This window comes from Chitinophaga varians (genome assembly GCF_014529945.1).
GTDB classification, from domain to species: Bacteria; Bacteroidota; Bacteroidia; order Chitinophagales; family Chitinophagaceae; genus Chitinophaga; species Chitinophaga varians.
Window position 1 is genome coordinate 136,358 of the sequence record NZ_JACVFB010000005.1, and the last position, 18,052, is coordinate 154,409.

General features: G+C 49.2%; 15 protein-coding genes. 5 read left to right on the forward strand and 10 right to left on the reverse strand.

Annotated features, from left to right (window positions below; translation table 11 throughout):
- Positions 1–75: 75 nt before the first annotated feature.
- From ICL55_RS24060 to ICL55_RS24075, 4 genes are all read right to left on the reverse strand, one after another.
- Positions 76–549, reverse strand: coding sequence for a ribonuclease H-like YkuK family protein (locus ICL55_RS24060; RefSeq protein ID WP_188102255.1), 474 nt, complete (start codon positions 547–549; stop codon positions 76–78).
- Positions 550–759: 210 nt separating this feature from the next.
- The gene (locus ICL55_RS24065) at positions 760–1,137 is read right to left on the reverse strand and encodes a CoA-binding protein (RefSeq protein WP_188102257.1); all 378 of its coding nucleotides are present in this window, start codon (positions 1,135–1,137) and stop codon (positions 760–762) included.
- Positions 1,138–1,155: 18 nt separating this feature from the next.
- Positions 1,156–2,103 carry a TIGR01777 family oxidoreductase gene (locus ICL55_RS24070; RefSeq protein ID WP_188102260.1) on the reverse strand — a complete coding sequence of 316 codons (948 nt, stop codon included), beginning with the start codon at positions 2,101–2,103 and terminating at the stop codon, positions 1,156–1,158.
- Positions 2,104–2,166: 63 nt separating this feature from the next.
- Positions 2,167–2,673 (reverse strand): GbsR/MarR family transcriptional regulator, encoded by a 507-nt coding sequence (locus tag ICL55_RS24075; protein ID WP_168870107.1) that lies wholly within the window; start codon positions 2,671–2,673, stop codon positions 2,167–2,169.
- Between the two features lie 497 nt (positions 2,674–3,170).
- Between ICL55_RS24075 and ICL55_RS24080 the strand changes: the two genes are divergently transcribed.
- Positions 3,171–3,308 (forward strand): hypothetical protein, encoded by a 138-nt coding sequence (locus ICL55_RS24080; RefSeq protein ID WP_188102263.1) that lies wholly within the window; start codon positions 3,171–3,173, stop codon positions 3,306–3,308.
- 133 nt (positions 3,309–3,441) lie between these two features.
- On the opposite strand, the gene ICL55_RS24085 is transcribed toward ICL55_RS24080, so the two are convergent.
- The 4 genes from ICL55_RS24085 to ICL55_RS24100 all read right to left on the reverse strand — a co-directional run bounded on the left by ICL55_RS24085 (position 3,442) and on the right by ICL55_RS24100 (position 10,772).
- On the reverse strand, positions 3,442–5,070 hold the full coding sequence (locus ICL55_RS24085) for a pyruvate dehydrogenase complex dihydrolipoamide acetyltransferase (protein ID WP_188102266.1): 1,629 nt from the start codon (positions 5,068–5,070) through the stop codon (positions 3,442–3,444).
- 117 nt (positions 5,071–5,187) lie between these two features.
- Complete coding sequence (locus ICL55_RS24090; RefSeq protein ID WP_188102267.1) at positions 5,188–7,182, reverse strand: DNA polymerase III subunit gamma/tau; 1,995 nt, start codon at positions 7,180–7,182, stop codon at positions 5,188–5,190.
- 83 nt (positions 7,183–7,265) lie between these two features.
- Positions 7,266–9,374: a M48 family metallopeptidase gene (locus tag ICL55_RS24095; RefSeq protein WP_188102269.1), complete on the reverse strand. Its 2,109-nt coding sequence runs from the start codon at positions 9,372–9,374 to the stop codon at positions 7,266–7,268.
- Between the two features lie 231 nt (positions 9,375–9,605).
- On the reverse strand, positions 9,606–10,772 hold the full coding sequence (locus tag ICL55_RS24100) for a hypothetical protein (RefSeq protein ID WP_188102271.1): 1,167 nt from the start codon (positions 10,770–10,772) through the stop codon (positions 9,606–9,608).
- A gap of 73 nt (positions 10,773–10,845) precedes the next feature.
- Between ICL55_RS24100 and ICL55_RS24105 the strand changes: the two genes are divergently transcribed.
- Together ICL55_RS24105 and ICL55_RS24110 are read left to right on the forward strand one after the other, a co-directional pair.
- Positions 10,846–11,463 (forward strand): hypothetical protein, encoded by a 618-nt coding sequence (locus ICL55_RS24105; protein ID WP_188102273.1) that lies wholly within the window; start codon positions 10,846–10,848, stop codon positions 11,461–11,463.
- A gap of 9 nt (positions 11,464–11,472) precedes the next feature.
- Positions 11,473–11,988, forward strand: coding sequence for a GNAT family N-acetyltransferase (locus ICL55_RS24110; protein ID WP_188102275.1), 516 nt, complete (start codon positions 11,473–11,475; stop codon positions 11,986–11,988).
- Here ICL55_RS24110 and ICL55_RS24115 read toward each other — a convergent pair.
- A complete protein-coding gene (locus tag ICL55_RS24115) occupies positions 11,985–13,598 on the reverse strand; it encodes a DUF6600 domain-containing protein (protein ID WP_188102277.1) in 1,614 nt (537 codons plus the stop codon). The genes ICL55_RS24110 and ICL55_RS24115 overlap by 4 nt on opposite strands.
- Positions 13,599–14,003: 405 nt before the next feature.
- Between ICL55_RS24115 and ICL55_RS24120 the strand changes: the two genes are divergently transcribed.
- Positions 14,004–14,843, forward strand: coding sequence for a DUF4349 domain-containing protein (locus tag ICL55_RS24120; protein ID WP_188102279.1), 840 nt, complete (start codon positions 14,004–14,006; stop codon positions 14,841–14,843).
- 115 nt (positions 14,844–14,958) lie between these two features.
- On the opposite strand, the gene ICL55_RS24125 is transcribed toward ICL55_RS24120, so the two are convergent.
- On the reverse strand, positions 14,959–16,191 hold the full coding sequence (locus ICL55_RS24125) for a purple acid phosphatase family protein (protein WP_223151580.1): 1,233 nt from the start codon (positions 16,189–16,191) through the stop codon (positions 14,959–14,961).
- A 344-nt stretch (positions 16,192–16,535) separates the two neighbouring features.
- On the opposite strand from ICL55_RS24125, the gene atpD reads away from it, so the two are divergent.
- On the forward strand, positions 16,536–18,038 hold the full coding sequence (gene atpD / locus ICL55_RS24130) for a F0F1 ATP synthase subunit beta (protein ID WP_188102281.1): 1,503 nt from the start codon (positions 16,536–16,538) through the stop codon (positions 18,036–18,038).
- Positions 18,039–18,052 lie beyond the last annotated feature (14 nt).

The following is an 18,052-nucleotide window of genomic DNA, read 5'->3' on the forward strand; positions in this document are numbered from 1 at the left end:
GAGAAAATCACCCGACGTGCAGCACACGTCAAAATTTGAGGAAGGTACAAACTACTTACAGGGTTGGGGCCTTGCTTAATTTACGATCTTATTGGCGCAGCTGCTGCTGGCGAAGGCCTCCGGCTTAGCTTTAAAGGCGAAGCCCATACCAAGGATGTAGCCCATGGCTTCCCGCAGTGCCAGATTACTTTTGAACTGGGGATTCGTATTGATGTCAGCATGTACTTCCATGTCTACGTCATATTCAGTAAACAGGTCGCACAATTCATACGCGATCTCAATACTTTTGGCCACTTCCACCAGCATACGCTCTTTGATGGAATAGCAGTCCTTGGTTTTTTCATTGTGGATAAACATAAATCCGCCATGACCTTCCCGGAGGAATACGATCACTGTAGCAAATTCCGTATCCAGTCCTTTTACCTGGGAATCGGTGCCTATACATACTTTCAGGCGATAGCCCCGGGCGGTTTCCCGGATAATGGCCTGACGCACTTCTTCCTTGATCGGAAGGTGGATAACCTCTCCATTAAATCTTCTCCATTGCATAAAATATATATTAAAGGGTGAATATGCAACTGTGTCAGATGGGATAATGCCAGCCAAATGAAGTAATGCCAAGCTATTTGGGTCAACAAGATGGAATCAGTCCATTGGGGGGTTAAACGGCTAATCTATATTTATCGAATATACGAAAAGCTGCTAGTTATTTGCCAACAGCTTCTCATAAAATTTTTTCAGGAGAGGTACGCTAACGGATTAATACTGTCCGGTGCTCAACAACACCAGGGTACAGGCTTCCTGCGGCAGGATGTTGTTTTGCCGCGCTAACGCTTCCAGCTCCTCGTTTTCAGCACCAGGATTAAAAATAATGCGCCGGGGCTGCAGCTGTAATATATAGTCGTAATACTCCTTTTGTAATATCGGGTTCATATACAATGTCACGGTGTCTACATGTTCCAGCGGTGGATGTTCGGTGATCACCGGCACCTCTCCGATAGTGGCGGCTCTTTTACCGATAGCGACTACCGGATGCCCGTGGGCGGTCAGCCGGTTAACCGCCAGGTAGCTGTATCTTTCCGGATTAGGCGATGCGCCCAATACGACTGTCAGTTTCTTATCGTTGGTGGTTTCCATATGCCTAAGGTACGAATTTCAAAACAAGTGATAAGCGCTTCGGGGCATATGGGCCAGAATATCGGAGAAGGCGGCATCGAGGGCCGGATACTGAAAAACAAAGCCCTCCTGCCGGGCGCGGGTGGGCAATACCCACCTGCTTTTGAGCAATAGTTCCGTTTCTGTGCCAATAAGGGCTGCCCCGATGCGCAATAATGGCGCTGGTGCCGGCAGGCCGAACAAATGACCGGCTTTTTTTCGGAGCAGCCGCATAAAAGTGCGGTTAGGTATAGGGTTAGGGGAGGTACAGTTATATACGCCGTTAGTCTTGTCATTTTCATACAGCCAGTCTATCATGCGGCATACATCGTTGATGTGTACCCAGGTAAACATCTGCCGGCCGTTGCCCTGATGCCCGCCCAGCCCGAATTTCACCAGGTTCAGGTAAGGCTGCATGACACCACCGGGCTGCCATCCCAAGGTGACGCCTATACGTAGAATTGCTTTACGTGTATGCGGCAACGTTATCTCATTAAAAGCGGCTTCCCAGCGTTTGCACACCTGAACGGAAAAGTCATCGGCTATTTCGCCGCTGAATTCGTCCATCGGGCGGTCTTCTGCGTGACGATAGATGGTGGCGCTGGCCGCGTTAACCCACAACCGGGGCGGCTTTTCCAGCGTTTGTATCACGGCGCCGAGAATACGCGTGGCGTCCGTGCGACTGCTAAATATGGCCTCCCGGTTTTGTTCATTGTAACGGCAGTTCACACTCTTGCCGGTCAGGTTGATCAGCAGGTCGGCACCTTCCAGGGCGGTAGCCCAGTCGCCGCGTGTACGGCCGTCCCAGGTTAGGTATTGCACCCGTCCGCCGGCCGGTTTCGGCCTGCGGCTCAGGATCACGATGTCGTTGTCGTTTCCAAAATATTCCACAAGGCCATGCCCGATAAACCCACTGCCGCCGGCTATGATGATGCGCTTGTCTTTCATTTTTTTATTTTTATTATTCAGAACTTTCAGTAAATATTGAAATATAATAACAAAAAAATAAGCCTACTTGATAAGCTTAAGCAGGCTGCTGTAAAACCAGCTCTCTTCCGATTTAATGAAGGCGCTGATAGTTCTGTCTGTTTGCTGGGCAAACTTGTTGATATTGGAGATGGAATCTTTGAAGGCTTTCAGCTCTCTGTCTTTGGGATCTCCTTCTGCCTGTTGCAGTTGCAGCAGTACCTTCATAATGGGGTCCAGCTCTCTCTTTTTCCGCTCCCGCGCAATATAAGTGGCTACTTTCCAGATATCTTTTTCTGCTACGAAAAACTCTTTTCGTTCACCCGGAATCAGTACACGCTCTACCAGCCCCCAATTGATCAGCTCCCGCACATTCATATTGGTATTACCACGGGAAATATTCAGTTCCGCCATAATATCATCAGCGCTCAACGGGTCAGGCATCACCAGCAATAACGCATGGATCTGGGCCATGGTGCGGTTGATGCCCCATTGTGCTCCCAGAGATCCCCAGGTTTGAATAAACTGCGCTTTTGCATCCACTAAGTTCATGTAGGTCGATTTGTTGAACCCAAAAATACACCAAGTTTTTGAACTTTCAAAAGTTAATGAAACAAAATATCCGGAGATGACACCGGGGTGGCATTTTCAGGAAGAATAGTGGTGTTTCTGGAGATGGGAGCGCCCTTTCTGTGGCGGGCTGCTTCGTTTTGGGAAACCTGTTCTGCAATGAATTCACGGGTTATCTATGTTTTTATATTTCTGGAGATGGGAGGGTCCTTTCTGTGGCGGGCTGCTTCTGTTGGGGAGACCTGTTCTGCAAAGAGTTCACGGCTATTGTATGTTTTTATATTTCGGGAGATGGGAGCGCCCTTTCTGTGGTGGGCTGCTTCTGTCGGGGAAACCTGTTCTGCAATAAGTTCACGGGCTATTGTATGTTTTTATATTTCGGGAGATGGGAGGGCCCTTTCTGTGGCGGGCAGCTTCTGTTGGGGAAACCTGTTCTGCAATAAGTTCACGGGCTATTGTATGTTTTTATATTTTGGGAGATGGGAGCGTCCTTTCTGTGGTGGGCTGCTTCTGTTGAAGGAAGCTATTATACCAATGAGTTGACAGACTTTTATCTTTCCAATGATAAGAGCGCCCTTATCTGCCCGGCTGTATTCTCCTCTGGCGCTACCCGATAACTAAAGAAAAACGGCCTCCTAATAAGCCTGAAGAACTCATCGTAGCCCAGGGCTTTAGCCCTGGGACATAAAAAAAGCCCGAAGCGATAACTTCGGGCTCCATTATTCATAATAAACAAATTCGCGTTGGGTACTACACCAGCATGGTTACCGGATTTTCCAGGTAAGTCTTCAGGGTAGCCAGGAAACGGGCGCCTACGGCTCCGTCCACGCTTCTGTGGTCGCAGCTGAGGGTCAGTTTCATGATATTGGCGATTTTCACCTGGCCTTTTTCAACGATGGCGGTTTCTTTAATGCCACCTACAGCGAGGATAGCGGAATCCGGCGGGTTGATGATAGCGGTGAATTCGTCGATGCCCAGCATACCGAGGTTGGACACGGTGAAGGTGTTACCGGTGAAGTCCTGCGGTTGCAGTTTTTTGTTTTTGGCTTTGTCGTACAGGCCTTTGGCTTCACCAGCGATCTGGCTCAGTGATTTCTGGTCTGCAAAACGGATTACCGGTACAATCAGGCCGTCTTCGATCGCTACAGCGGAACCGATGTGTACATGTTGGTTATGACGGATAAAGTCGCCCATCCAGCTGCTGTTCACATCCGGATGCTGACGCAGTGCCAGGGCGCAGGCCTTGATCACCATGTCATTGAAGGAGATTTTCACCGGAGACATCTCGTTGATGGCTTTACGGGCGTCCATGGCTTTATCCATGTTCACGTCTATCTTCAGATAGAAGTGAGGAGCGGTAAATTTGCTTTCGCTCAGGCGTTTGGCGATCACCTTACGCATCTGAGAGAGCGGCGTATCGGTGTAACCTTCCTGGCCGGCAGGTACGAAGGCTGGCGCAGCTGGTGCAGCAGCGCTGGTTTTGGCGGCAGGAGCAGCAGATGGAACGAAGTTGTCCACATCTTTCTTCACGATACGGCCATTATCACCGGAACCAGCAACCTGGTTGATATCGATACCTTTTTCGGCAGCCAGTTTCCGGGCCAGCGGGGAGGCTTTTACACGACCATCGGAGGAAGTGGCGGCAGCAGGTGCGGTGGCAGCCGCCGCGCTGGTGGCAGCGGGAGCAGCAGCTTCAGCAGGAGCGGCCTGGGCAGGAGCAGCGTTTTCGCCGGCGAGGATCACGTCCACATTAGTGCCCGGTTTACCGACGATAGCGATGATGCCATTTACTTTGGCAGCTTCTCCTTCTTTAACGCCAACATACAGCAGTGTTCCGTCCGCATAACCTATCACTTCCATGGTGGCTTTGTCGGTTTCTACTTCTGCCAGTACATCGTCGCTTTTTACGACGTCGCCTACTTTTTTATTCCAGGCAACTATTTTTCCTTCTGTCATCGTATCGCTCAGCAGCGGCATACGGATAACAGTTGCATTTTTCAGTGCTTCTTTTAATGCAGCATCATCAGCAGCAGGGGCAGCGGCGGCCGGTGCAGCTTGTGGTGCCGGTGCAGCGGCTTGCTGGGCAGGTGCCGCAGCGGTAGCGCCGGAATTTCCTTCCAGCAATGGTTTATAATCTTCGCCTGGTTTACCTACAATGGCGATAATACCATTCACTTTGGCTGCTTTGCCTTTTTCCACACCAATGTACAGTAACGTGCCCTCTACGTAGCCTATTACTTCCATCGTCGCCTTGTCCGTCTCCACTTCAGCAATAACATCGTCTGCCTTTACTTGATCGCCCACCTTTTTATGCCATTCCGCAATCACCCCTTCCGTCATCGTATCACTCAGGAGGGGCATTCTGATAACTTCTGCCATAGTGTTTATTAAAAATTTTGCTCAAACCTACATGTTTTTGCGCAAAAACGCAAAGAAGGAATGCTAAACGGTTTAAAAATGTCTAATGATCGTTAAGATATAATAAGTGAATCTCAATTAAAAATCGAGCTCCATATTTAGTCTGTCTTTTAACTCTTTTACCAGCGGATATTTTTCCGACATATGCTGGAACTGCTCCCTGCTGGAAAGTGGTGCCGGTCCCAGGTCCTGCACCTGCTGGCTCTCGTCCAGCTGAAGGGTCAGTACCAGGGTCGGATTGTTGAATTTCTGCTTGAAAAACTCGGAAATCGCCATTTTCTCCTCTTCCATGAACCGGTGCTGCACAATGTTGCGGCTCACAATGCCAATCTCGGTCGCTCCCAGCAATTTCAATACGGCCAGTGCCAGATTGCTCACTACGGTCATCTTATTGGCCTGACGGAACCGCTCAATGAACTCCTCCCAATGAACTTCCAGTGCTCCGGCTGTCAGCGGGATGCTCTGTACATGCGCGCTGGTCTGCTGCCTGGCTGCCAACGCTTCTTTCATGGCGGCCAAACCGGTGAGCTTGCTTGCCGGCGCAGCGGTTTTGGCGGTATCAGGTTGACTACCTGCGGTAGCGGTACCATTACCGGTTGCTGGCGCGGTACCGGCGGAAGGGGCGGCCGTGGCGGTCTGGGCTGGTACGGCCGGATGATTGTTATTATTGATAGCGGTATTTCCGGTGGAGGGGCTGCCGGCAGGGCTTCCTGCCTGCATGCCGTTGCTACTGGCGGCAGGACTGGCTGTTTGTCCGGCGGGATTGCCCGTGGCCGGCTGCGGGGACGCGGGAATAGCAGGAGTACTGTCTACTGTCAGCCGGGCAGTTTCGGGCGACTGGGCCGCGATGCTGGCTGTAGTGGCCGGTTTGGCGGCTATAGGCTGTGTGCCGGCTCTTAATCGTTGTGGCGGCGTACCATCAGCTACTACCTTTTTTTTTAATACCTCCCCGTTATTGTCGTCACTCACCAGGCTAACGGCCTGCTGCAGGTAACAGAGCTTGATCAGCGCCATTTCCACATGCAGGCGCTTGTTACGGGCCAACCGGTAGTTGATCTCCGTATCGTTGAGCAGATGAAGGGAAGTGATCAGGTAAGCGGGACTGATCTTGCCCGACAATTGTTTATAGCGGTCTTTCAGATTGCCCGACACTTCTACCAGATGAAAGGCTTTTTCCTCTTTGCTGAGCAACAGGTTGCGCAGGAATTCGGCCCAGCCGTTCAGGAAGTTGTCTCCTTCAAATCCTTTCTGTAAAATTTCATCAAATATTAACAGGGCAGTGGCCACATCCTGCTGTAACACGGTGTCCATAATCCGGAAGAAATAATCATAGTCCAGGATGTTCAGGTGTTCCAGGGTATTCTGATAGGTCAGATGGCCACTGGTAAAACTCACGATTTTGTCCAGCGTACTCAGGGAGTCACGCATACAACCGTCCGTTTTCTGGGCTACCAGATGGAGGGCGTCGCCATCAGCCTGGATATGTTCCTTCTCACAGATCTCTTTCAGATGGTCTACCGTGTCCTGTATGGTAATACGCTTGAAATCGAATATCTGACACCGGCTCAGGATGGTTGGTAATATTTTGTGTTTCTCCGTGGTAGCCAAAATAAAGATCGCATAGGAAGGCGGCTCCTCCAGCGTTTTCAGGAACGCATTAAAGGCAGATGAACTCAGCATGTGCACCTCATCTATGATATAGATCTTGTATTTGCCGGCCTGTGGCGAAAAACGTACCTGCTCTACCAGCGTCCGGATATCGTCTACCGAGTTGTTGGAGGCGGCATCCAGCTCATGAATGTTGAAGGAACTGCCTTCGTTGAAGGATTTACAGGAATGACATTCATTACAGGCCTCCCCATCGGGCTGCAGGTTCTCGCAGTTAATGGTTTTAGCCAGGATACGGGCACAGGTGGTCTTCCCTACTCCACGTGGTCCGCAGAACAGGAAAGCGTGCGCCAGCTGATTATTGCGGATGGCATTCTTGAGCGTGGTGGTGATATGTGCTTGTCCTACAACTGTTGAAAAGTTCTGTGGACGGTATTTACGGGCTGAAACGATAAAATTCTCCATATGACTGCAACGCTTTCGCGAGCGTCGAAAATACGCACAAATTCAGTAAGAGAAAAATAGAAGCCACCGGCGCGGCTTTCAGCCTAGGCTTCCGGCTCCATGGTCAACAAAAACTCCAGAAAAGATTTCCGTAGCAGCACATTGCTGTTGTTGTATTGTTCCATCACGGAAGAAATAATGTCGTGCAACTCCTGCAAGGCGGCGTAATCCGGTACCTGGTCCTGCATAAAAATACAGTCCTGTGCGGCAAACCGCTGCACTTTGTCATACAGCTCCGGCGAAAGACAACTGGTATATCCCGGAGAGGCGGTGACTTCATGCAGCAACCGGCGGAACCGCCAGCATTCGGCCCGCAACTCCTCCATCCAGGGCCCCAGCAGGGGAAGGGTGTCATGCCCTACATTAAACACCTGGCTGATAGCGTGGATAACCCGCACCACCTGATCGTTCAGCCGATTGGCAAATTCCTGGTGCATCAGTATATGCTGGTACTGCGTGGTCAGCAACCGGACGGTGTCAGGCCCTTTGGCCAAAGCACGCTGATAATGATATAAATAGGCCTGCTGGTCGTGCTGTTGCAGCCAGTCCTGTTCGGTGGCTACATGCCCGGCCAGCTTCCGGGCCAGCTCCCGGGCATCGGAAGCCCTTTGAGGTTGCCCGTCAAATTCAAACGTACGGGTCTGGAATTGCCCGATAGCGATGGCGTGCAACGTTTCTACATCCTGCTTGTCGCGGTAGAAACTACGGATCCGCCATACAATGTCCGGATGATACAACTGCGCCATGTTCGTAACAGCGGTTGCTGACAGGGCCCGTTCATCTTCCGTATTAATAGCGGTAAATGCCCGGTTATCATAATAATCATGGAAGGCGGCAGGATATTCGTATAACCGGTGCCGGTGGGTCAGCTCTGCTACAAATTCAGCCGGGGTGATCGTTTCGCCCATAAAACCCGGCGACAGGACATCATACACCTGCCGGGTGCTTTGCACCTGTAACAGCTCGGGGTTATTGAATAATTGCCAGGCGCTGGAAGTGGCCTGCTCACAGGAAATGCCGGCGGCAACATAGCGCTGTTCCCGGTCTTCCCTGGTAGGATGCGAGGTCCATTGCTCCCGGAGCTGTACCCGGCTTTTCAGAAAAGAGTGGAAATAACTGTCGGGGATAACCGGTAACCCTGCGGTATCGGTATCCAGGCAGTTCTGCCGGGCGTAATAATTTATGACGGCACGATGTGTATCGAAGATATTCCGGAACTGTTGCCCGCTGGTTTCCAGCTCAGACAGCTTATGCATGCAGTGATCAAGGCAATAAGTACCCATTTCCACCCGGCGGCCGCCACTAATGGCCGCCGCCGTGCCAGCCAGCGACACGGCCAGCATATCTGCCTGGAACTCCATCTCCCGGCTTAGCTCAAGGTATTGCCGGTTGATAAGCCGATAAAGTTTGCGTAATAAAAACTGTATACTGTTCACCAGCATCGTGGTGACATGCGCAAAAAATCCGGGAAGGCTGCCATTGCTGCTCCACCGTATGGCAAGGTCGTTCCAACTGTCGTTCTCATACAACATATTGTACAATACCTTATTCAGTACATAAACGTAACTGCCCAGCTTCATGCTACGCCTCGAAAAATGAGCAAACTCCTGCGCCAGTATCATTTTGAATTCGCTGATATTGACACTGTTCACCAATCCCAGTCCGATCTCCAGGTTCATCCGCGCAGGCCACAGCAAATTGAAAAAGCTGGAGTTGTAAAAAACGGAAACATTCACCTCGGGCACCACAAACACTTTCTCCGGAAAACGGATACGGGTTTCTTTTACCAGCTTCGATATAAAGTCAAATAACCGCGGATGATGATCGGCGTCTATCAGCGCACGATAAGGGTTTACCGGCGGGCGCCGGTAAAAGAGAAACCGCACAAGGAAAAACAACGTCAGGCCTCCCAGTATGATCAATGCCGGGCCGGCAATAAACGTAAAGATATTGGGATAATAGCCGGTCAGTGCGATGCCGGCTGTTATGAAAGCCGCACCCAACGCTATGGCTGTTAGTAAAACGATTGCATACAACAGAAAAAAGAGCAATATAAAGCCGATCACCTTTACTATCTGTAGCCTAAACGCTGCCGTGGGCTGAAAGACCGCGGGATCTTTAATCCCCGGACTTGCAGGATATAAGTTGGTCATAACAAAACATCAGGTTAAAATACGATAGCCACTGCAAAAGGGATTTAAATATAGCCAATATTCAGGTATTTATTGTCCTGCTGCGGGATATCGGATATTGATATGATGCCTGAAAAGGCCAGACTGTGGCGGGTATACAGCAAAAGAAAGCCGTAAAGTTGTCATGCGGATTTTTGAAATAAAAAAGCCCGGCTACCAGATGGTGCCGGGCTATGCTGTTAACGGATAACGTTATTTTAAAATCGGATGTCTTTCTACCGGTACGTTAGGGTCAAACATACAACGATAGGTAGTCAGTATTCTGGAAGGCTCAGCACCCAGGCTGGTCGCCACATTCAGCATACGGGGGTTGAAATCACCAATCCATTGCATCTCATACTGATTGTAAGGCATGCTTTTGCGTTGTATCACTTTAGCGCCTTCCAAAATAATATAAGCGTCTACTCCCTTGCCCTGGAACTCCGGTACAATGCCGAAAATGATACCCACTATCTTATGGCATTGTTTGGTCAGTTTCATCCAGAGGAAGATCAGTTTGCCCCATAAGCCCATTTTCCCATTCATGTGTTTTACATACTGGTTCAGGTCGGGCAAATTGAGCCACATGGCTATTGGTTCATCTTTATAATAGGCAAACCAGGCCACCTTTTCGTCCATTAATGGTTTCATTTGATTGAAAAGGCTCAGCGCCTGCCCTTTGCTCATTTCTTTGCCACCGGCATGTTGGGCCCACGCCTTATTATAGATGATGCTGAAGTCCCCGGCAAACTTTTCCAGCTGGTTCTTCTTAATATGTCGTGCAGAGTAATCCGGGTCCTGGCTAACGGCCGCATGGCGGGAGTAGAACTTGTCAGACAGTTCTTCATAGATATGCATATCGTAGCAGATCTGGTTGAAGAACAGTTTAAAACCGTAAGTTTCAAACAGACGAACATAATACGGCGGATTGAAATTCATGCCGTATAAAGGTTCGTGGTAACCTTCGGTCACCAGCCCCCACCAGTTGTTACGTTCTCCAAAGTTGATGGGGCCGTCCATAGCCTCCATCCCTCTTTCCTGTAACCATTTTTTGGCGGTGTCAAATAACAGGTTGGCAGCTTCCTGTTGATCGATACAGTCAAAGAAGCCCATACCGCCTACCTTTACTTTATCCCCTTTATTGGTATACTTCTTATTTACAAATGCGGCCACTCTGCCAATCAGGTTTCCCTGTTTGTCTTTCATGATCCACCGGGCACACTCCCCATGACGGAACGCTTTGTTCTTCCCGGGGTCAAAAACAGCTTCAATATCCTTGTCCAGTGGTCTGATCCATCCAGGTACGTCCTTGTTTAGCCTGATGTGTACTGCTAGAAACGCCGCCGCCTTTTGGGCATTGTCAACTAAAATCAATTCCATGGATACTATTTGTGCAAATTTGCGCAAAAATAAGAAAAACAGCCGTTGGCATTATTTTTTCTGCTGATATCTTATGAAGCGAAACTATATCCTCCCCCTCATACTCTGTATCTTTACCATTATTCTGGCCTTAGGCTATTGCCGGCAGCAGACGGAAGTCCGCAGGGTGCTCACGGAAAACCAACGTTTATGGAATGAAAACCGGGACCTGCGCAAAAGTGTGGAACAAAGCAACAATGTAAGTCGCCAGATAGATGACCGCCAGGCTGTTCAACAACGGGTGGCCGGGCAGTTTGTAGAAAGACGCGCCTATTACCGCCGCAACTGGCAACAGTTTATCACCGTTGCTGCCAGCGACTACCGCACCGGCTTCCTCGGTGGTATCAAAAATCTCAGCATCATCGTCCGTAATCAAACGGAATACCCGATAGACAATGTAGTGGTAACGGTGCAGTATATGCGCAACAACGATGAAGTCTTCAAAACAGAACAATATACCATCAACAATATCCCCGAAAAAAGTGAACGCAGCGTGGCGGCTTCCAACAGCCGTAAAGGCAGTAAGGTAAACGTGAAACTGGTGAGTGTCACCAGCCAGCCCATGAACTTCTGTTGGGCTGCCGGCAAGCCCGCGCCAGCTAATAATCCCGACCCGTTTGAATGCGTGCCCTCTCCCCCGAAGAATCCTTAACTTTGGTACATGATTACATTACAACAGGTAAATACTCCCGGGCCGGCAATAAAAGAACTGTATGAAGAAGCTTTTCCCTACGAAGAAAGAAGGGATTGGCCGGTAGTGTTGTCATTGCTGGACAGCGGCAAGTTGAAGGTCCTGCAGCTGGAAAAGGATGGAGTATTCGCCGGATTTGTATGTTACTGGCCTTTACCGGATTATACCTTTGTAGAATATCTGGCCGTCCATGCCTCTGCCAGAGGCGGCGGTATCGGTACCCATATTATGGAAGAACTGGAAAAACGTTTCGGTAATCTGGTATTGGAAGTAGAGCCACCGTTGACGGAACAGGCAAAACGCCGTATTGTTTTTTACGAAAGACTAGGGTATCAAACTTTCGATGAGCCCTATTATCAGCCCCCTTATCACGAAGGGCACCAGCCTTTGGAACTGCGCTTAATGCAGAAAGGTTCCACCCATAATGGTGAAACCTTTCTCAAAATTAAAAATCAGATTTATCGTTTTGTGTACAATCTCCTTTAGCCTCTTCTGACTCTTTCGCCGCCGCCACCGCTGTTGCCGCCGCCACCACCAGATTCCCGGGAAGGGCGGGACTGTTGTTGCTGTTGCTGCTGCTGCTGTTGTTGTCGCTGCATTTGTTCCTGTTGCTGTTGTTGCTGACGTTGCATCCTTTCCTGTTGTTGTTGCTGCTGCTGCTGCTGACGCATCTGCTGCTGTTGTTGCTCACGCTGCGCCCGTTGCTGTTGTTCCATTTGTTGCTGCTGTTGTCTCATCTGCTGATCACGCTGCATCTGTTGTTCCCGTTGTACTCTTTGCTGTTGTTCCTGTTGCTGTTGTTGCTGCTGACGCATCTGCTGCATTTGCTGATCACGTTGCATCCGTTGCTGTTGTTCTACCTGTTGTTGCTGTTGTCTCTGCTGATCACGTTGCCATTGCTGGTCGCGCTGCATCTGTTGCTCGCGTTGTACCCGCTGCTGCTGTTGTTGTTGCTGTTGCTGTTGCTGTTGTTGCCATTGCTGGTCACGTTGCATCTGCTGCGGATTATTATTGTTATTATTCGGCGTCACTCCCCTTGAAGGGCGGTTGTATCCGGGCTGATTGACACTATTACCATTATTATTGTTGTTATTACCGTTATTGAAGTTGCCGTTGTTGTTAAAGTTCGGTTCACGGGACACACGGCCACCACTGTTGTTATTGCCGTTATTATTGCCGTTGTTATTATTACCGTTATTGAAGTTGCCGTTGTTGTTAAAATTCGGTTCACGGGACACACGGCCACCACTGTTATTATTACCGTTGTTATTATTACCGTTGTTGTTATTACCGTTGTTGCCATTTAACACGCTGCGGGAAGGCCTGCTGGCATCCCCCCGGTTAAGTGCGTTAGCATCCGGACGGAAAATCTGCAACTGATCGTTTTGTATCCTGCCGGTGCCGGGCCTGTCGGTATTGGCTACTCTTACAGGTCTTACGCTGTTACCGGTATAACGTTCCACTTCCCGTACATCAGGGCCTCTGGATATTCTGCCGGAGCTGTAGTTGTTGCGGGAACCGGTACCATTACCATAATTGTTGATGATAGTTGTGTTATTGATGATTGTTACGTTCCGGCTATTGTTGATATAGTAATTGTTGATCTGCCGGCTGCCGATATACCTTCTGGGAACAAATGCCCAGTAGGAAGTCGGCATATTGTAGGATGAAGGGCCCATCGGCGCCCATCCGTAGTAGTCTCCTCCACTTCTCCAGTCTACCCACGCCGGACCCCATTCAGTACCGGGTATCCACATCCAGCCATACATGCCGTCAAACATCCAGCGGCCATAGTGGAAGGCGGCCCATCCCCAGGAATAATCAGACATCCAGGTCCATCCGTAATCGGAATAAACCCAGTGCCCGCCGGTATAATACGGACGGAAGTCTGGTCCTGCATTCGGTATCCATACCTGGTTGTAGCCGGGATAACTTGTCCAGCGGCCATAAGGGCTCAATTCATCATAGAAAGAAATAGAAGCCCCCACCTGTACTTGTGGCCCCGGGCTGTAGGCGGAATAGGTAGTTGCACAACTACCCAAAAAGAAGGATATAAGTAAAAGAGATAATCCTGTGTTTTTAAATAATCTGTTCATACTCCTGTTTTTTAGTCCTGATTGGTTTCGCTGTTATTAGACTTTGCGGAGATTCAATGGCTTTTGTTTGTTCCGGTTTTATACTTCAATGATCTGCTACTTACTGGGTGTCGATTGGTGTTTCAAACGCGGTCTAAATGCAGTTAGTCATTAAGGCAAAATGTTAAACGAAATTGTTAAAATTTTTATAACGCTTTTTGCTGCAGATAGAGCGTTACAACGACTATCAGGCAAAAATGATTCCAATTTATTTACCCTAATCTAAGTTATACTGACACAATGTTTTAAGAATTGTGTATTATTGCTCTGTGAATGTTTTTTATAATGTGAGATTTTGTTTAACTGCCAACATCCCAAATCATATTTTTTGACTACATTTTTCTAACCCAAAAACCTATATGTACCATGCCTGTTTTACCAACGTTGAAGTATAAACGTATTTTTATCTGGCTTGTGCTTGTTTTTCTGGCCATGTTCCTGCTCCGCCTGCTATACGGCTATACGCAGTCACGCAGCAGTGATAATATCGGACAGAGCGAGAGTTTTCTGTCGCAGGTGCAGCAGAAAAACTATGCCTCAGAGAAAAAAATCCTGAAAGGAGAGGCTGCGCCAATAGCCTCCAACCAGAAATATGAGAAAGTAGCCTATGTGCATTCCCGTTCTACCAGTTTTACGGAAGATGAAAAACAGCTACATGGTACCATTCGTCAGTTTGGCGCCGTCATTCAGTATCAGCAGGAATCTGGCAACAAAGGCAACCGTGATCTCCGGTTGATGATCGGTGTGGCGCCGGAAAAGTTCGATTCCTGTTATTATGCCATTCAGAAAATCGGTACCATAAAATCTACCAGCATCACCAAAGTAGATAAGACCAACGAATACCGGAAACTCAATGCGAGTAAGGTTTCGCTGGAGAAGAACCTGCAATCGCTGAACGGCCTTACTTCCCAGCAGGGAAAAATTGATGAACGGATACTGCTACATGAAAAAATTGCAGAGGTAGAACGGCAGCTGCAGGAACTGGGCGTGGAACTGGGCAACTTCGATGAGGAGAATGAGTTTTGTACGATACAGTTCAGTATGTACGAAGGTGCGGCAGAAAGAGGTATTCCTTTTTATTCCCGCGTGAAGACGGCGCTCGAATGGACGGTGAAATATTATGTGCTGCTGATGGCAGGTATCTGTCTGGCATCGCTGGGCGCCTGGCTGTTGCTGAAAGTACTGACCATGGTAAAAGCGGAATAGCAACATGGGATTATTTTTTCATTTAGCTATTTTTTCATTTGAGAGAAGCACGGCATCCCTCAAATGAAAAAATAGCTAAATAGCTAAATAGCTAAATGAAAAAATGACTAAATGACTAAATAGTATATTCCCCCACTTTAGTACCGTCATCGCGCAGCATGGTGAGTGTGAGCTGCTTCTGGTCCGCTTTTATTTTGATAAGGGTGCGTTTGCCTTCCTGTGGGCCGCCACCGATGATCAGCGGATAGTTGTGCTGGCCGGCAACAGGCGCATGGACGCCATAGGTGTGGGTGTGGCCGCATACAAGGATGTCAATCTTGTATTTGTTGAACAACGGGCCGAAGAGCTGGCGGCAATGGGAGGCGCCGTGCCAGTCGCCGCCATGGTAGTGCGGGATGTGCATCAGCACTACTTTATGTTTCGCTTTTTTATAAGCCGGGCTTTGCAGTTGTTTTTCCAGCCAGCGGGCCTGTTCTTCGCGGTAGCCGTCGAAATCAGCGATACCGGCATATACCGGGGCGCTGTCTTCTTTGTCTTCTCCGGTGTCCAGCACGATGGTATGTACCGGTCCCCAGGTGAAAGCGAAGTAGCTGCCGTGACTGGGGTTGTCGAAGTACTGATGCCATTCGCGGGCGTATTTACCACGGGTTTCGTGGTTGCCTCTTACATACATGAAAGGTTTCCGGGTGGAGAAGGTATCACCGCAGGGCGACAGCAGGTGGTCGATGATCTGTTGTTCATTTGACTGATAGTCGAACATATCACCGTTGAAGAACACAAAATCGTATGGATCGTTGCCATTCAGTCCCATCAGGTGTGGGATGGACTTTGGCCGGTCGTGTATATCGTTGAGCATGAGCCAGGATACCTCTTTGGCTTCCGTATCGGGAGCGGTGAAAGTATAGGTATCGCTGGTGAGGGTGTTGCCATAGGTGAGTTTATACGGCTGGAAGTCGGTGATTTCTTTGGACAGCACGCGATAGCTGTATTGTTTGCCGGGTTCCAGGTGAGCCAGTTCTATCCGGTGGAGGCGGTTGTTGGCGTCTACCAGTCCTTTTGTAACGTGGTGGGCCTTCTGGTTGAGCTGACCGTCGGTGCCATATTCTACCCAGCTGTAGCAGGGGCGGGAGGTGAGCCACATGACAGCGATGGTGTCGGGGGCGGGCATTTGCAGGTAAGGTTTGCAAAGGAAGGCGTGGGCGGGCTCTTCGGTGGTGGTGCCGGTGGTGTTGGTTTTACGTACAGCGCCGGCTGCCAGGGGCGACAGGCCGGTTACGCCCAGCAGCCCCGCTTTGGACAGGTTGCCCAAAAAGGAGCGGCGTGACAGTTCATTGTTCATTTTCTTCATATTATAGTCAGATATATGTGAGGAATCGCTAAAAATAGTTAGCAATAAAAGAAAAGCGCATTATTTTTATATGAACGGAGGAGGGATGGAGTGAAGAAAGGGACGATAAGTTATAAATGTTGAAAAATCTATATTTGATAGATTCCGCGTTGTCTGGACAGGAATTTAGCTGTTAGCAACTAAAAACATCGCGTCAATTGAGGATTAAAAAGGTTTTTTTTCCTTAATAGCTTTTTGATTTTCCCCCATTTACTATTACCTTTGCGCCAAATTTTAGAAACCGTTGCGTAGCAGCAGTTTTTGAGGAAATAACTTTTTAGTATTTTATAAACCTCTTTAAAAATATGCCTAACACAGGTAAGATCAAACAAATTATCGGTCCCGTGGTGGACGTGCACTTTGATGACAAATTGCCCGAAATCTACAACGCATTGGAAATTACCCGCGAAAATGGTCAGAAAGTAGTATTGGAAGTACAACAGCACCTGGGTGAAGACAGTGTACGTTGCGTGGCAATGGACTCCACTGACGGTATGGTTCGCGGAATGGCCGTAGTGGATAAAGGTGCGCCGATCAAAATGCCAATTGGCGACCAGGTGAAAGGACGTTTGTTCAATGTGGTAGGTGAGGCTATCGACGGTCTGGGTGATATCGCCACTGACAATGGTTATCCCATCCACCGCCAGCCGCCTAAATTTGAAGATCTGGCTACTGACACAGAAGTACTGTTCACCGGTATTAAGGTAATCGACCTGATCGAGCCTTATGCCAAAGGTGGTAAAATCGGTCTGTTCGGTGGTGCGGGTGTAGGTAAAACCGTATTGATCCAGGAGCTGATCAACAACATCGCGAAAGGTTACGAAGGTCTGTCCGTATTCGCCGGCGTGGGTGAGCGTACCCGTGAAGGGAATGACCTGATGCGTGAAATGATCGAAGCTAACATCGTAAAATATGGCGACAAGTTCAAAGAATCCATGGAACATGGTGACTGGGACGTAACCGCTGTTGATAAAGAATTACTGAAACAGTCACAGGCTACCTTCGTGTTCGGTCAGATGAACGAACCTCCCGGAGCCCGTGCACGTGTGGCCCTGTCCGGTCTGACCCTGGCGGAATACTTCCGTGATGGTGATGGCTCTGCAGGTGGCGGCCGTGATATCCTGTTCTTCGTAGATAACATCTTCCGTTTCACCCAGGCAGGTTCCGAAGTATCCGCACTGTTAGGTCGTATGCCTTCTGCGGTAGGTTACCAGCCAACCCTGGCCACTGAAATGGGTCTGATGCAGGAACGTATCACCTCTACCAAAAATGGTTCAATTACCTCCGTACAGGCGGTTTACGTACCTGCGGATGACTTGACCGACCCTGCTCCGGCTACTACCTTCTCCCACCTGGATGCTACCACCGTATTGGACCGTAAGATCTCCGACCTTGGTATCTATCCTGCGGTGAGCCCGCTGGATTCTACTTCCCGTATCCTCACCCCGGCTATCGTGGGTGAAGCACACTACAACTGTGCGCAACGTGTGAAACAAATCCTGCAGCGCTATAAAGAATTACAGGACATCATCGCCATCCTCGGTCTGGACGAGCTGAGCGACGAAGATAAACTGACCGTTTCCCGCGCCCGTCGTGTGCAACGTTTCCTGTCACAGCCTTTCCACGTGGCAGAACAGTTTACCGGTCTGAAAGGTGTACTGGTACCGATCGAAGAAACTATCCGTGGTTTCAACATGATCATGGACGGTGAAGTGGACGAATATCCTGAAGCAGCCTTCAACCTTGTAGGAGGTATCGAGCAGGCTATCGAAAAAGGTAAGAAATTACTGGAAGCAGCTAATAACTAATCCGAATGGTCCTC

What these genes read in the sequence shown, in the direction of transcription:
- ICL55_RS24080 (WP_188102263.1), top strand. Translation starts at nt 3,171, where the DNA reads ATGGGAGCGTCCTTTCTGTGGTGGGCTGCTTCTGTTGAAGGAAGCTAT.
- ICL55_RS24070 (WP_188102260.1), bottom strand. Translation starts at nt 2,103, where the DNA reads ATGAAAGACAAGCGCATCATCATAGCCGGCGGCAGTGGGTTTATCGGG.
- ICL55_RS24090 (WP_188102267.1), bottom strand. Translation starts at nt 7,182, where the DNA reads ATGGAGAATTTTATCGTTTCAGCCCGTAAATACCGTCCACAGAACTTT.
- ICL55_RS24105 (WP_188102273.1), top strand. Translation starts at nt 10,846, where the DNA reads ATGAAGCGAAACTATATCCTCCCCCTCATACTCTGTATCTTTACCATT.
- ICL55_RS24085 (WP_188102266.1), bottom strand. Translation starts at nt 5,070, where the DNA reads ATGGCAGAAGTTATCAGAATGCCCCTCCTGAGTGATACGATGACGGAA.
- ICL55_RS24100 (WP_188102271.1), bottom strand. Translation starts at nt 10,772, where the DNA reads ATGGAATTGATTTTAGTTGACAATGCCCAAAAGGCGGCGGCGTTTCTA.
- ICL55_RS24065 (WP_188102257.1), bottom strand. Translation starts at nt 1,137, where the DNA reads ATGGAAACCACCAACGATAAGAAACTGACAGTCGTATTGGGCGCATCG.
- ICL55_RS24115 (WP_188102277.1), bottom strand. Translation starts at nt 13,598, where the DNA reads ATGAACAGATTATTTAAAAACACAGGATTATCTCTTTTACTTATATCC.
- ICL55_RS24120 (WP_188102279.1), top strand. Translation starts at nt 14,004, where the DNA reads ATGCCTGTTTTACCAACGTTGAAGTATAAACGTATTTTTATCTGGCTT.
- atpD (WP_188102281.1), top strand. Translation starts at nt 16,536, where the DNA reads ATGCCTAACACAGGTAAGATCAAACAAATTATCGGTCCCGTGGTGGAC.
- ICL55_RS24125 (WP_223151580.1), bottom strand. Translation starts at nt 16,191, where the DNA reads ATGAAGAAAATGAACAATGAACTGTCACGCCGCTCCTTTTTGGGCAAC.
- ICL55_RS24075 (WP_168870107.1), bottom strand. Translation starts at nt 2,673, where the DNA reads ATGAACTTAGTGGATGCAAAAGCGCAGTTTATTCAAACCTGGGGATCT.
- ICL55_RS24110 (WP_188102275.1), top strand. Translation starts at nt 11,473, where the DNA reads ATGATTACATTACAACAGGTAAATACTCCCGGGCCGGCAATAAAAGAA.
- ICL55_RS24060 (WP_188102255.1), bottom strand. Translation starts at nt 549, where the DNA reads ATGCAATGGAGAAGATTTAATGGAGAGGTTATCCACCTTCCGATCAAG.
- ICL55_RS24095 (WP_188102269.1), bottom strand. Translation starts at nt 9,374, where the DNA reads ATGACCAACTTATATCCTGCAAGTCCGGGGATTAAAGATCCCGCGGTC.